Source organism: Collinsella sp. AM41-2BH, assembly GCF_003468085.1.
Classification (GTDB): Bacteria; Actinomycetota; Coriobacteriia; order Coriobacteriales; family Coriobacteriaceae; genus Collinsella.
In genome coordinates, this window is sequence record NZ_QSGH01000015.1 from 17,297 (window position 1) to 32,260 (window position 14,964).

A 14,964-nucleotide genomic window follows, 5' to 3' on the forward strand; every position below is an offset into this window, starting at 1 on the left:
AATGCAACGTATTGCATACCCCCGGAAAGCGATTTGTCCGCTTTCCGGGGGCTTTTTGCTGTTGCGCGCATCCATATTCAAAACCTCTCGCACAGATAAAATCAGATTTCCAATTGCCTGACAGCTCTATATGACCCTGTTTTTGGGTACATTGTTGTCCCGATATTGAGCTTGGGGGATGTATGAAAGATGAAACGATGGGCCAAGAGGATGCGGCCCAAGATGCAGAAGCTTGCGCTGAGGCCTTGGAGAGCTTAGACCGGATTTCACTCGATGAGATTGCGTTTGACGATTCGGGCGCTGACGTGCAGGATGAGCCGGAAGCCGAGGCGCAGTCCGATGATCAGGATGCAGACGACGTTGAGCCTGCCGAGGATGAGGTAGATCACGAAGACACCGAAAGCGAGGCCGGCAACCAGCCCGAATCCGACACGGGCGAGGAAACCGTCTTGCTCGACAGCTTGCCGGCCGAGGATTCGCTGACCCGCGAGCTTCCTGGCCTGGGTTCCGCACCAGCCGTGGACGAGACCATCGCCATGGGCGATATTCCCCTTCCGTCCGTCCCCTCGGCACGCGAGGCCGAGGTTCGCCATCGCAAGATGTCGCCCAAGCGCCGCAATCTGATGGTCGCCGGTGTCGTGGCCGTCGCGCTCGTCGCCGGTGGTGCAGGCTATGCTGCCTGGAACGGATATCAGCAAGAGCAGGCTGCCGCTGTCGCCGCCAGTGCGCACACGATGATGTCGGTGCAGATTGGCGTGCATGCCGCGGGACTCGACTGCTCCACCGGCTCAAAGATCCCCGTGCAGGTGAGTGGCCAGGACTCCGACGGCTCTTCTGTGAGCGAAACGCTCTACGTTGACGAGCACGGCCGCGGCATCAAACTGCTGCCCGGCGATTACACGCTCTCCATCGCTGCCTCCCCCATCGCGGCCGACGGCACCATCTATACCGTCCCGACCACCAAGACGCAGGTCACCGTTAAGAGCGATGGACAGGATTTAAGCGCCCAGGCTGCCTTTAAACTCAAGGTGCCTTCGGCCGACACGGTAACCAACGACCAGATCGACGCCGCCGCCAAATATGCCGAGGAGGGAGGCGCGAGCTCCGCCGCCACCGCCAAGGTGCTCCAGCAGGCGGCAACCGCGCGGCGCGACGCCGCCGTCAATGCCGTGGGCGCGCAAAAGGCACAGGCGGCCCGTGATGCTGACGCTCGCCACAAGGCAACCGACCTCTACCAGCTCGATATTCCCGTCGAGTGGTACGGCAAGGTCGAGACTTGGCAGAATGGCAGCACGCTATGCATCTATCTTGCCGGCGACAGCGATACGCCGCTTGTGACGCTTGTCACGGTGCGCGACGGCGAAAGCTTTACGCCCGATGAGGGCGACGCGGTTTTGGGTGCGGCAAACCTCGGCAACGGCTACACCGTCTACGCCAGCGGCCCCGTTTATCCATACGTGGTGCCCCAGACTATCAACGGGCGCACGCAGAGCCCCGTGTCGACCTATCCCATGGACACGGCCATTGAGCTTGTCGAGCTCACGACCGGCAACCGCTACACCTACAGCCAAATCAAGAACGTGCTGGTCGGCAAAGACGGTAAGGCCGACGCTGCCACCAAGCTCGAATGCGACTATCTCGCCCAGATTCTCCTGCCAAGCATCAAAGCCCAGGACTAGCCGGGCGCATCATGGTGCTCCCCAACCGTGATGAAGGGGCCAGGAGGTCCTGGCCCCACAGATCCGTAGATGATTAGGCAAGGAGCCACTTCCATGCGGGAACAACGTGTACCACACCGTGCTCGCATGGAATATCGGCCTGCTCATCCATGGTAACGATTACCGACTCGCCAAGATCAAACTGGGCCATCGCGGCATCGAGCGCGGCAATTTCGCGCTCGCGCGTTTTCTCGCTTGTCATATCCACACTTACCTGAATCAGGCCGTAAGCCTGCATGAGCAGTGCATCCCCAGCCACAAAGTCCACCTCATGGCTTTTATTCTTATCTTTAATCAGCAGGCGGCAAACCGAACCGGGCCGCACGGCGGGGGTCCTTCTTCTGAGCGCATTGAACACCGCGGTCTCGAGCCTCTGACCATGATCCAATGCCGATGCGGGGGAGAACGCTCCGAACATCGCAGGATCGACGGCGTAGACCTTAGACGCAGACCGCGTATTATTTGCAAGCGAACGCGTGAACTCCGGCACCGAAAACAGCAGGTAGGCATCCTCGTAATACTCAAGTAAGTCGCTGAGCGTATTTCGACTGACGGATATCTGTCTGCTCTTGAACTCGTTGTACACTTTGTTCACTGACAGCTCTCGTCCCGAAGATGCCATGCACCGCGCCAGAAACAGCGAGGCCAAACGGGGGTTCTTGACGTCGTAACGTTCAACGACGTCCATGGCGACCGTTCGCGACGCATATTCCTGTAGCAGCTGAATCGCGTCTGCGGGCGTCTGCTCAAGTGTCGCGATGAATCCCCCTCGCTCGAGATATCCGACCAGATGGTGTCGGAGCAACGCTGCATCGCTCGAGGAGAAGGGTGCGTTCGACTCAGGAACGCTCCCCGTCTTATATCGGACGTATTCCGAAAAACTCAACGGAAAAAGCTCTCGCACAAGAGAACGGCCCCTGAACTCGCTCTTAAGTTCTGAGGACAGCATCTTAGAAGAAGATCCCGTCACGTAAACGGTCGCCTTCTCCGTATCGACCACGCGTCGCAGAAACGCACCCCATTCGGGTATTTCCTGGATCTCGTCAAAGAAAAGGTAGGCGCCCTCGCCTCGAGCAGCAGGATATAGTGCATAGAATGTATCGAGCACGTCCGCTAGTAGCGATGGCTCATACGGACGCAAGCGCTCATCCTCAAAATTGAAATATAGCATCCGGTCAAGCTCGACGCCTTGGCCCTGAAGCCGCCGTATCTCCTGATACAGGCGATACGTCTTTCCACAACGACGGGCGCCCACAATCACATATACGATGTTGTCGCGCTTTGGCTCCTGCGGGTTGCCCAGATCAAGGTCGCGCTCAAAGACCTGCGGAATCCCCTGTTGCTCAAAGTCCTTTATTTTTTGAGCCACCAAGTCGTTGAATGCCATAATTCTCCAATCTTGCTCTCCTGCTAATCAAGATTATAACGATTCTTGATTAGCAGGAGAGCAAGATTATGCGTATCTTGATTAATGGATAAGCAAGTTTTCTATTAGTGGCCCCTCCCGGAGGATATCGAGCGGCCGAGGGGGGCAGGCATGAACGCCTCTAGCCGAAAACAAAGTAGCTAAAAAAGCCCCGTCCCAAATGAGCTACTTAACGCCAGGGGTCGGCTTCGAAGAGGGGCTCGCGCTCGGGGCGACGATCGCTATAAGGATCGTAGCCGTCGTCATCCTCGTTCTCGGCACGGATGTAGGGGTCGCGCGGCTTGGGCACAGGCTTGGGCACAGACTTGGGTGCGGCCGGCGCGGCGTTGGCGACCGGCGCATTCGTCTTGTTCTTGTCTATCATCTGCATATCTCCTTGCCATGCAATCGTGTTCAACATTATCGATTGTCGCACGAAAAAGGGCGGCGGACCCAATTGGATCCGCCGCCCTTGGCGTTTAGAGACGGCTGGCAGATTTTAAGGCATGTCCCATAAATCTACTCGGCGTCGGGGACCTCGTAGGTAGCAGACGGCGTGTTGTCGCACACGACGGTAAAGCCGCCGTCCTTGTCGGCATCGACCGTCACCTGATCGCCCTCGCGCACCGTACCGTCGATGATGGCGGCGGCGATGGCGTCCACGACCTCGCGCTGGACCAGGCGCTTGAGCGGACGGGCACCGAACACGGGGTCCAGGCCGCCCACGGCGAGCATCTGCTTGGCCGCCGGGGTGATGGCAAGCGTCATGCGCTCCTTGGCCAGACGCGCGCGGACGTCGGCGAGCTGGATGTCGACGATCTTCTCGATCTGCGCCATGCCGAGCGGATGGAACACCACGATATCGTCGATACGGTTGAGGAACTCGGGGCGGAAGGTTTGAGCCATGGCCCCGTCAACCTGATGGCGCATCTCCTCCTCGTCCTTGCCGGACAGATCGGCGATAGCCTTGGAGCCCACGTTGGACGTCATGATGATAATCGTGTTCTTGAAGGACACTTGGCGACCCTGACCGTCGGTCAAACGGCCGTCGTCGAGCACCTGCAGCAGCACGTTAAAGACATCCGGATGAGCCTTCTCCATCTCGTCGAGCAAGATCACGGAGTAGGGACGACGGCGCACGGCCTCGGTGAGCTGGCCGCCCTCGTCATAGCCCACGTATCCCGGGGGCGCACCGATCAGACGCTGGACGCTGAACTTCTCCATATACTCGGACATGTCGATACGCACGAGCGCGCGCTCGTCATCGAACAGGCACTCGGCCAGCGCCTTGGCGAGCTCGGTCTTGCCTACGCCGGTGGGGCCCAGGAAGAAGAAGCTGCCGATGGGCTTGTCTGGGTCGGAGAGACCCGCACGGCTGCGACGCACGGCCGCGGCTACAGCGGAGACGGCCTCGTCCTGACCGATAACGCGCTTATGCAGCTCGCCCTCCAAGCCCTTCAACTTGTCGAGCTCGCCCTGCATCATCTTGGACACGGGCACACCGGTCCAGGCGCTCACGACCTCGGCGATCTCGTCGGAGGTCACCTGTTCGTTGAGGCCCTCGCCGTCCTGCTGCTTTTGCGCCTCGAGCGCAGCCTCGGAATCCTGAATCTGCTGCTGCAGACCCGGGATCACAGAATAGCGAAGCTCGGACGCACGGCCCAGATCGCCGTTGCGCGTCGCGCGCTCCTCTTCGCTCTTGGCCGCGTCAAGCTGGCCCTTAAGCTCCTGCACGTGGTCGATGGCGTTCTTTTGGTTGAGCCAGCCGGCCTTTTGCACGTTGAGCTTTTCCTGGACTTCGGCAATCTCTTGGCGCAGAGCCTCCAAACGCTCCTTAGAGGCGTCGTCGGTCTCTTTCATGAGCGCCTGTTCCTCGATCTGCAGCTGGGTGAGCTGACGCGTGGTGGCGTCGATCTCGACCGGCATGCTGTCGAGTTCCATGCGCAGGCGGCTCGCGGCCTCATCGACCAGGTCGATAGCCTTGTCGGGCAGGAAGCGGTCGGCGATGTAGCGGTCGGAGAGGTCGGCGGCAGCCACGAGCGCGCTATCGGTGATGTGTACGCCGTGGAAGATCTCGTACTTCTCCTTCAGGCCACGCAGGATTGAAATGGTGTCCTCGACGGTAGGCTCGCTGACCATCACGGTCTGGAAACGACGGGCGAGCGCCGCGTCCTTCTCGATGTACTTGCGGTACTCGTCGAGCGTGGTCGCGCCGATCGCGTGCAGGTCGCCACGAGCGAGCGCCGGTTTGAGGATGTTGCCGGCGTCCATGGAGCCCTCGGTGGCACCCGCGCCCACGATGGTATGGAGCTCATCGATGAACAGGATGACCTTGCCTTCGGATTTTTGCACTTCCTTGAGCACGGCCTTCAAGCGGTCCTCGAACTCGCCGCGGTACTTGGCGCCGGCGACCAGCGCGCTCATGTCGAGCTCGATGAGGTCGCGGTCGCGCAGGGTGCTCGGTACGTCGCCGGCCACGATTCGCTGAGCAATGCCCTCGACGATGGCCGTCTTGCCGACGCCCGGCTCGCCGATAAGCACGGGGTTGTTCTTGGTGCGGCGGGACAGAACCTGAATAGTACGACGGATCTCGTCGGTACGGCCGATGACCGGGTCGAGCTTGCCGGCGCGAGCCAGATCGCAGATGTTGCGACCGTACTGCTCCAACGCCTCAAACTGCGTCTTGTCCTCGGCAGACGTCACGCGGTCATCGCCGCGCAGTTCCTCGTAGACTTGCTCGATGCGCTCCTTGGTCACGCCGGCGTCACGCAGCACGCGACCCGCCTCACCCTTGTCCTCGGCAAGTGCCATCAGCAGATGCTCGGTCACCACAAAGCTGTCGCCCATCTTGGTGGCCTTTTTCTCGGCCTTCTCGATCACGCGAACGAGCTCGTTGGACAGGCCCATCTGCTGACCCTCGCCCGACACCTTGGGCGCATGGTCGATGGCATCTTGTGTGGAGCGTGCGAGCTGAGCCGGGTCGGCACCGATGCGCTCGATGATCACGGAGATATTGCGCTCGCCGGCACCGAGCAGGGCAGACAGCAGGTGGATCGGCTCCACCGCGCCGGCCTGTGCATCGGCAGCCGTGCTCATGGCGGTCTGCAGCGCCTCGCGCGACGTCATTGCTAGCTTATCGATTCTCATGGAATCACCTCTCTTGGGGCGGCCGCCCTACGGGGCGGCTTCACGTTGTTCGAGAAGTATTGTTGCCAGCTTTACGCGATCTTATACACAAATCTAAGTCTCTATATATAAGATTTTCTGAGTGATTGAGAGATAGGGAGCAGGTGCGCTCACCCGCTACGGCCTCGTCCCCTTACTATCTCAATCTGTAACATCTAGCGGCTGTTTATGGCTCTAGATGTTACAGATCGAGATGAAATGACCAGCGGCACCCGTTTATCTAAATCTGTAACATCTAGTCAGCAAATAGAGCTCTATCTGTTACAAATCGAGACGAACAGAAAACACCTGGATCAAAAACCTAAATCTGTAACACCAGGCCCACTTTTAGCGGCCAAGATGCTACAGATCGAGACAGACCGAAAACCACCACAAAGAGGACACTGTCCCCTTTGTGGTGGTCCAGAGAAGAATCAGCCCCGATTAAAAGAGGCGGCATCAAGCCCAGTCTACGTTTGGCGATCCCAAGACCCAGCGAGAACGCAGCGATGGAATCGAGAACCGACAATAGCCCGTTCGCACAGATAGAGGCGGAGATTCAAGGTCAGAGTCCGGCTTAAACGGTTTAGCTATCGCACGTCACAATGTTCTCGGCGTCCTCCCTATCGTATTTATAGTGCTTATAGTGAAAATAGTGAGTTTAGTGAGAATAGTATCGCTCAAGACTCGTGGACTCAATTATTGACCTCTCGCCCAGAATGAGTGGGGCAAATATTCCTATTAGAGGTCAAATCGAAGCCCAATAGGGCCTTTTCGCCCCCGTCATTTCGATCGATCGCTTTCTTTTGAATATTGTCGCAAGCTGATATCATTTATCTTAATGATTGCATATTGTAAGCGAGGTGCCCCACCGTGAAACGCTCCACCTATATCGGCCTGCTCGTCTTAGCGTTTGCGATTACCGCAGTCGGCGTAGGAATTATCTATCTCGCATTTCTCCCCGCCTCTGCAACGCAGGCGGTGATTGAGACCGTAAGCTATCCCATCGAAATCCTCACCGATATCGTCAAACCCGATTCGATCACCGTCGATTTTGACGGTACGCCCGCAGCGCTTGGGGTCAGCAACTATCCCCGTATCGAACTTGGGGCCAAGCGCTATACCAAAGATGAGCAGCTTATCGGTAAGGCAGCCAAGCTGCTCAAAGGCAAGACGTTTAAGCGGTGGTACGGCGCAGTAATATATCGAGCCAAGAACAGCCAAATGAATGGCGGGTATTATTCGACCCTTGAACTCGATGCGGCAAACGGGAGCAGACTGTGCAACGTCTCATACGACCCCGGCTATGTGGACAATGAAGGGCCGGGGGTCTATATCTCGGATGGCGACGTAATCTACGTCATGGAGGGCGACCAGACGGCAGTCGTTAGTTTTATGGATCAGTGTACCGAAGATGCCTACGAACAAACCTGCGAGCCAGATCCGCAGACAGCGCGCGACAGTGGCTCGGCACGCACTTGGCTATTTGACGATGAAATAACCTGGACCCCATCGAAATAGGGTGTCACCGGGCACCTTTGTGATGGTTTTCGACTCCAACGCTCCATTGTCTCGATTTGTAACAGCTAGCGGCCCTTTTCGGTCCCAAGTGTTACAGATTTAGATGAAGCGATCGACGGCGACCGTTTGTCTCAATCTGTAACATCTACTCGGCAAATTAGGGTCTAACTGTTACAGATCGAGACGAACAGAAGACACCTGAATCGAAAATCTAAATCTGTAACACCAGGCCCACTTTTAGCGGCCAAGATGTTACAGATCGAGACAGACCGAAAACCACCACAAAGAGGACAGGCACCTTTGTGGTGGTTGCAGCCTCTATTTACTTGTCGAGCCCGTGCTTCCCGATTCGACGGTCCAGGGCATCTCATCCTCGAACAGCCATGTACGGGCAGACCCACTATCGCGTGCAGTCTGCGGGTCAGGCAAGCAGGTCTGTTTATAGGCATCTTGGATACACTGACCCATAAAATCGTTGAGCTCGGTCTGGTCGCCCTCCATGACATAGGCGACATCGCCGTCCATGATGTAGATGCCCGGCCCCTCATTGCCCTCGTAGCCCGGATCGTACGAGACATCACATAACTTTGCGCCGTTTGCAGTGTCCAGCTCGATGGAAGAGTGGCATCCGCCAACCATGTCGCTCGCTTTTGCCCGATAGGACGCATATCCGTACCAACGCTTAAAGGTTTTGCCCTTGAGCAGCTCGGACGCCCTATCGATCAGGCTTGTATCCGTGGTATAGCGCATGGCCCCAAGCTGAATACGCGGATAATTACTAATGCCCAGCGCAGCCGGTTGCTCATCAAAATCAACGGTAATGGTCTCGGGCTTGTCGTCGCCGGTCAGAAGTTCGACAGATTGAGTCACAGGCTTGACCACCGGCTCCGTCACCGCAGCAGGTAGAAACGCCATGCCGACAGTGCCCATGCCAACCACGGCAATCGCAAGCGCCAAAACAATCAATCCAATACGGGCAGGACTTCTCACAGCAAAGCACCTCGCAACGCAAACCTTCGCTACCTGCACTAATGATATCGCCAGCCAGCACTATTACCAAAAGAAGCCGCGCGCTCCTCACCACCACAAAGGGGACAGGCACCTTTGTGGTGGTTTTCGACGCTAACGGTCGACCATCTCGCGCCATGAGATTAAACTTGAATTGTTCTCTGAACATATCCATTTCTGCCTATCCTCAACAGATCTTTGTCTCGAGGAGCGCATATGAAGCCGTCTCATTCCACCGGTCGCAACGTCATCGCCATTCTCGCCGTACCCATCGTGATGCTCTTCCTTATCGTCATCACGCCCTTTTCCCTTGGTATCACCTCGCCCTTCGATTTATGCGGAATGGTCGACGCCGGCTCGCGTGCCACCTCGCTCTCCTTTATTTGTCGTGGCGTGTTCTACGAATATGGAATTCCCACCGGAAGTTGGCAGTCAAAGTTGCCACTGCTCGGTCAGATCGACGGATGCTCCCCCTATTTCTGCCTTGGACCTCAGGCGCTAAACTATCTAATCGACGACCAGCCACTCGACTCCATCACCCTCGCCTACGACTACGCACCAAACACCGATGAGCGCCACATGAACCAAGTCCTCGACAAGATGCTTGGACAGTGCGGGCTCACCGAGGAGGCCGGTCGAACCATCTATAGCAACCAGAAATTAAAGCGAACAGAACTCCGCCGTGTCGGAAAAATCAAAGGGCGAAACGGGGCCGCCTACTGGGATGCCTGGGCAACACGCGACAAGGGCGAATTCGGACACAGCACCTATATGGTCACTGTCTACACCAAAGACGGAATTAAGGACAATGTTGACGATTTCGCGTCATCCAAACTCGGCATCCCCAAAACAACCAAACCCGTCAACCCAGATGAAATCCTGTAGAGGCGCTTATTGGAATGTCGCTCAACGTGCACACCGACATTGAGCTCACCCCCACCGCCACAAAGGTGCTTGCCCTTTTGTGGCGGTTTTCGACAAAAAGAAGCCGCCCCAATAAAAAGGGGCGGCATCAAGTAAGTCTATTTATTAGCGTCCTTCCAGACCCAACGAGAACGCAGAAATGTAGCCCGGGGCTTACCCTTTCCCGAACGCGACCCTCGCGAAGCGCGTGAGCGGGCGGGAAAGGGTAAGCCCCGGGCGGACAATTAAGTGCGTTACTCGGCAGCGGCCTTAAACTTGTTGTAGTTGATCAGGCAGCCGGCCTTGACGATGGCACGCTCCTCTGCCGTCATATCGGCAATGTAGAGCTCAATCTGCTCGACCGAACCGTCAGCGCGCACCACGTAGGCAGCGATGTTCTGCAGGTCGCCATCGAGCGCGGCGCGAATACCCGGCACAAAGACGTAGTCGCCCACCTCAAAGCTGGGCTCGGCCTCCATCTGGAAGGGCACCATGCCCCAGTTCATCACGTTGGAGCGATAACGCTTGGTGGCGTACTCGTGGACGATGTTGGCCAGGCCGCCGATAACGCGCTGGCAGCTCGCGGCCTGCTCGCGGGCAGAACCGTCACCGGGCTTCTTGGCGTAGAGCATGGAACCGAACTCGGTCGCCTTGGCATCGGCCGCGACACCCGCGCCGGTCAGCGCCTCAAACACGCCCGCAAGCTCGGCATCGAGCGCCGCCAGGTCGCCTGCGGACTCGCCGGCCACGCGGCGCTTCTCCACAGCGTCGACCTCTTTGCTGCGGCCCACGTAGCCCGGATCGCGACGGCTCAGCGTAAACTCGGCCAGACCCAGCGGGTTGGAGCGGAAGGAGCTCGTCTCGCCCGAGGGAATGAGCTCGTCGGTCGTAGTGACCGGGTCCATGATCTTGGAGCATACCTTGAGCAGGATATCGTCGCCGAGAGGCTCCATCGCGGGCCACGGCTTGATGTTGGGGCCTTCGACCAGCACATCGGCAGGCTCCGCCTTGCCAAAGCCCCAGTACACGCGCTTCTTGTACGGCGCGTCGTCAAAGGTGTACTCGCAGGCCTCATCCCAAGTCTCCTCGGGCAGGTCGGTCGCCGGCGTCAGGACGCCACCGTTGGCAGCCGTTGCCGCAATGGAGCGAGCATCCATCAGGGCCACGGCGCTCAGCTGGCCATTACCCGGCTTGGAACCCTCGCGGTTGGGGAAGTTGCGCGTAGTGTGGCGGATCGAAAGGCCGTTGTTGGCAGGCGTGTCGCCAGCGCCAAAGCACGGACCGCAGAACGCCGTGCGCACGATCGCACCGGCCTCCATGAGGTCGTAGATATAGCCGCGGCGTGTAAGCTCGAGTGCCACGGGCTGGCTCGTGGGATAGACCGACAGCGAGAACTCGCCGCAGCCGGTGTTGGCGCCCTTGAGCACGCGGGCAGCCTGGACCACGGAGTCGTAGTTGCCGCCCGAGCAGCCGGCGATAACGCCCTGCTGCACGTGCAGCTTGCCGTCGACGATCTTGTCGAGCAGGCTAAAGTGCGTCTTGCCCTCGCCGATCTTAGCGGCCTCGAGCTCCACCTCGTGAAGGATGTCCTCGAGGTTCTCGTTGAGCTCGTCAATCTCAAAGCCGTTGGAAGGATGGAACGGCAGCGCAATCATGGGCTTGATGCTCGACAGATCGACCTCGACGCAGCCGTCGTAGTAGGCAACATCGGCAGGCTTGAGCTCGCGGTAGTCGTCGCCGCGGCCGTGCATGGCCAGGAATGCGTGCGTGTCCTCGTCGGTGACCCAGATGGAGGAAAGGCAGGTGGTCTCGGTGGTCATGACGTCGACGCCGTTGCGGTAATCGGTCGTCATGCTCGCGATGCCGGGGCCCACAAACTCCATGACCTTGTTCTTAACGTAGCCCTTGGCAAAGACGGCGCGGATGATGGCAAGCGCAACGTCGTGCGGGCCGACGCCGGGACGCGGGGCGCCCGTGAGGTAGATGGCCACAACGCCGGGATAGGCGACGTCGTAGGTGTCGCGCAGCAGCTGCTTTGCCAGCTCGCCGCCGCCCTCGCCCACAGCCATGGTGCCCAGGGCGCCGTAGCGGGTGTGCGAGTCGGAGCCCAGGATCATCTTGCCGCAGCCGGCGAAGTTCTCGCGCATAAAGGAGTGGATAACGGCGATATGCGGCGGAACGAAGATGCCACCGTACTTCTTGGCAGCCGAGAGGCCAAAGACGTGGTCGTCCTCGTTGATGGTGCCGCCCACGGCGCACAGCGAATTATGGCAGTTGGTGAGCACGTAAGGCAGCGGGAACTGCTCCATGCCCGAGGCGCGCGCCGTCTGGATGATGCCGACAAAGGTGATGTCGTGGCTCGCCATGGCATCGAAGCGAATCTTGAGCGCCTCGGGGTCGCCGGACGTATTGTGTGCCTGAAGGATCGAATACGCGATGGTGCCGCGCTTGGCATCCTCGGGCGTCTGCGTAATACCACGCTCGGCAGCCTCGCCCGCAGGCACAACCTCGCTGCCACCACGCAGGTAGATGCCGTCCTCGTACAGCTTAACCATACTGTCTCCCACTCTGCCCAAAACGATTTGGGCGCATAGCATACATTCGTTCAACATCGTGCCATAGAACGGTTGCCAGCGGGTTACGAATCTGTACGTTCACTTTATCTCAGTAAAGCAAAGAACGAGTTGGGTGCCGGGGGCAGACTTAGACGCCGAAATGACGAGAGTGGATAATCTCCCACTTTGAGCCTGCAAACAGGCCAAAAACGGGAGATTATCCACTCTCATTCTGCGGGCACTCATTTAAGTCTGTCCCCAATGAGTGCCCGGCAGCGTCGGCGGAGCTATAGGTCGCTACCCGTACCCAGCAGCTTGCGCATGACTTGCTCGGGGTTGACCGAGCCATCACGCGGGGCCAAGGCGGTGATCTTCTTCTGCATCTTGTACTCGTGCAGCTCGTCCTCGAGCTGGCGCACGCGGGCGCGGAGCTTTTCGTTCTCGCGCTCGCGCTCCTCAGCACGCTCCTTCATATCGAGGATGCGCACCACGCCGGCAAGGTTGATGCCCTCGTCAGTCAGCTGGTTGATGAGCTCCAGGCGCTCGATATCGGCACGCGAATACAGACGCGTGTTGCCGCCCGAGCGCTGGGGGTTCACCAGGCCCTTGGACTCGTAGACGCGCAGAGTCTGCGGATGCATGCCGGTCAACTCGGCCGCCACGCTGATCATGTACAGCGGTTTATTCCTATTGTCCTCGGCCATGCTACCTGACCCCTTTCCGTCTCGTTATCGTCCATCATAAGCCCGCGGGCGCGGGTGTGCGCCACGACCGCCCTAGTACGTCGCCTTGTAACGGTTGACCTTCTCGCGATAATCGCGCGTGTCGGCCTCGCGCAGCTTGGTCATGGCATCGCGCTCATCGTCGGACAGGTTCGTGGGAACCTGCACCTTGATCTCGACGAGCAGCGCGCCCGTGCGGCCACGGTGCTTAACATCGGGCGCGCCCATCTCCTTAAAGCGGAACTTCTTGCCCGTCTGGGTACCCGCGGGCACTTTCAAACGGACCGTCGCACCGCCGGGCGTGGGCACGTCCACCGTGCAGCCGAGCGCCGCCTCGTAGACCGAGATCGGCACCTCCATGGTCACGTCGGCGCCTTTGCGCTTAAACAGCGGATGCTCCTCTACGTGCGTGGTCACGACCAGGTCGCCGCGCTCGCCGCCGGCAACGCCGTACTCTCCGCGACGCTTGTAGCGCAGCTTGCCGCCGTCGACCGCGCCCGCGGGCACCGAGACCGTAATGGTCTGCTGCTCGCCCGTCGAGGGAATGCGGTAGGTAACCTTGTGCGTCACGCCGCGAAACGCGTCCTCGGCCGAAACATCGACGGTCAGCGACAGGTCGCCGCCCTTGCGAGCACGGCTGCGTCCCGCGCCGGCATTACCCGCAGCCCCGGCAAAGCCCGAGCCCCAATCGCTGCCCCAGGCGCCGTTGCCGCTAAAGATGCTGTCGAAGATATCACCCCAGCCGCTGGCGCCCGCGCCGGCACCGTAGCCGCCGCCATACGCTCCGCCCGCGCCCGGCATGCCGCCGAACATGAGCATCTGGTCGTACTCTTTGCGCTTCTTCTCGTCCGAAAGCGTTTCGTAGGCCTCGCTGATCTCCTTGAACTTGGCCTCGTCGCCGCCGGCATCGGGGTGATATTTTTGCGCGAGTTTGCGAAACGCGCTCTTGATCTCTTTGTCGGAGGCGCTCTTGGATACGCCCAGGATGTCATAGAAGGTTTTGCCTGCAGCCATCGTAGCTCCTCTCCTGTTACGTCCGCCGTCCATGCAGACGACGGCCCATGCTTTCATATGGCACTAGGCCAGAAAGGGCCCCGGGTGTTGCCCCGGGGCCCTTCTCAATTACTCCTCGGTGCTCTCGGCCGTATCGGCCGTAGCATCCTCGGGCGCCGCTTCGGGCTCCGGTGCGGGGCGCTTCTCGCCACCGTAGGTCACCGTCACCATCGCGGAACGCAGGATGCGATCCGCCATGCGGTAGCCCTTCTGGTACACGTCGTTGACGGTCTCGTCGTACTGCGATGCGTCCTCGACACGCCCCACGGCCTGGTGCTCGAGCGGATCGAACGCCTCGCCCTTGGGGTCGATAGGCTCAACGCCCTCGTGCGCAAACACATCGAGCAGCTTGGCATGTACCGCGTCAACGCCATCGACGAACTGCTTAAAGTCGTCGGAAAGCTCTTGGCTGCGGGCATGGTCGATTGCGCGCTCGATATCGTCGATCACCGGCAACAGCGCGGTGACAAGCTTCTCGGTCGCGCGCTCGCGCTCGGCAATACGCTCATTGGCGGTGCGGCGACGGAAGTTCTCCCAGTCGGCCTGCAGACGGGCGGTACGCTCGGTGGCGTCCTTTGCCTTGTCCTCGGCGGCCTTCTGAGCCTCTGCCGCAGCATCGAGCTCATTGCGCACGTCGGCAAGCTCCTTTTGGGCCTGCTCGAACTTGAGCTTAAAGTCGTTGTCGGCGGCTTCCTCACCGGCGCGGATAGCGGCTTCCACCATCTCGTCCTCGGTCATCGTCGCCTCCTTGTTAGAATCCTCTACCTGGTTCTCGGCAGCCTCGGCGGCCGGGGCCTCGTTGGCCTCGGTATCGTCAACGGCCTCTACGGGAATCTTCACGTCCTTCTCCTCAGAGTCAACGGGGGCGGCGCCAGCGGCGGCCGCCTCCGTGCGAGCTTTACGGGCGGACATGA

The 14,964-nt window shown here is 59.4% G+C and carries 11 protein-coding genes; 3 read left to right on the forward strand and 8 right to left on the reverse strand.

The genetic code is table 11. The annotated features are described in order from the left end of the window. Positions 1-182: 182 nt before the first annotated feature. The gene (locus DW899_RS08055; protein WP_147349743.1) at positions 183-1,679 is read left to right on the forward strand and encodes a hypothetical protein; all 1,497 of its coding nucleotides are present in this window, start codon (positions 183-185) and stop codon (positions 1,677-1,679) included. Between the two features lie 73 nt (positions 1,680-1,752). Here DW899_RS08055 and DW899_RS08060 read toward each other — a convergent pair whose 3' ends face one another. The 3 genes from DW899_RS08060 to clpB all read right to left on the reverse strand — a co-directional run bounded on the left by DW899_RS08060 (position 1,753) and on the right by clpB (position 6,270). Beyond that, positions 1,753-3,105: an ATP-binding protein gene (locus DW899_RS08060; protein ID WP_117800600.1), complete on the reverse strand. Its 1,353-nt coding sequence runs from the start codon at positions 3,103-3,105 to the stop codon at positions 1,753-1,755. A gap of 208 nt (positions 3,106-3,313) precedes the next feature. Next, positions 3,314-3,508, reverse strand: a complete 195-nt coding sequence (locus tag DW899_RS08065; protein ID WP_233539944.1) for a hypothetical protein — start codon at positions 3,506-3,508, stop codon at positions 3,314-3,316. A 134-nt stretch (positions 3,509-3,642) separates the two neighbouring features. Then, entirely contained in the window at positions 3,643-6,270 is a 2,628-nt protein-coding gene (clpB, locus tag DW899_RS08070; RefSeq protein ID WP_117800601.1) for an ATP-dependent chaperone ClpB, read from the reverse strand. An 891-nt stretch (positions 6,271-7,161) separates the two neighbouring features. Between clpB and DW899_RS08075 the strand changes: the two genes are divergently transcribed. Next, positions 7,162-7,809, forward strand: a complete 648-nt coding sequence (locus DW899_RS08075; protein WP_117800602.1) for a hypothetical protein — start codon at positions 7,162-7,164, stop codon at positions 7,807-7,809. A gap of 318 nt (positions 7,810-8,127) precedes the next feature. On the opposite strand, the gene DW899_RS08080 is transcribed toward DW899_RS08075, so the two are convergent. Beyond that, positions 8,128-8,799, reverse strand: coding sequence for a hypothetical protein (locus DW899_RS08080; protein ID WP_147349744.1), 672 nt, complete (start codon positions 8,797-8,799; stop codon positions 8,128-8,130). A gap of 234 nt (positions 8,800-9,033) precedes the next feature. On the opposite strand from DW899_RS08080, the gene DW899_RS08085 reads away from it, so the two are divergent. Beyond that, complete coding sequence (locus DW899_RS08085; protein WP_117800604.1) at positions 9,034-9,702, forward strand: hypothetical protein; 669 nt, start codon at positions 9,034-9,036, stop codon at positions 9,700-9,702. Positions 9,703-9,974: 272 nt separating this feature from the next. Here DW899_RS08085 and DW899_RS08090 read toward each other — a convergent pair whose 3' ends face one another. The 4 genes from DW899_RS08090 to DW899_RS08105 form a co-directional block, all read right to left on the reverse strand. After that, a complete protein-coding gene (locus DW899_RS08090) occupies positions 9,975-12,275 on the reverse strand; it encodes a hydratase (RefSeq protein ID WP_117800605.1) in 2,301 nt (766 codons plus the stop codon). Positions 12,276-12,562: 287 nt separating this feature from the next. Beyond that, positions 12,563-12,979, reverse strand: a complete 417-nt coding sequence (locus DW899_RS08095) for a heat shock protein transcriptional repressor HspR (RefSeq protein WP_089573643.1) — start codon at positions 12,977-12,979, stop codon at positions 12,563-12,565. Between the two features lie 72 nt (positions 12,980-13,051). Continuing rightward, the gene (locus DW899_RS08100) at positions 13,052-14,011 is read right to left on the reverse strand and encodes a DnaJ C-terminal domain-containing protein (protein WP_117800606.1); all 960 of its coding nucleotides are present in this window, start codon (positions 14,009-14,011) and stop codon (positions 13,052-13,054) included. A gap of 108 nt (positions 14,012-14,119) precedes the next feature. Then, the gene (locus DW899_RS08105; protein WP_117655931.1) at positions 14,120-14,962 is read right to left on the reverse strand and encodes a nucleotide exchange factor GrpE; all 843 of its coding nucleotides are present in this window, start codon (positions 14,960-14,962) and stop codon (positions 14,120-14,122) included. Positions 14,963-14,964: the final 2 nt, after the last annotated feature.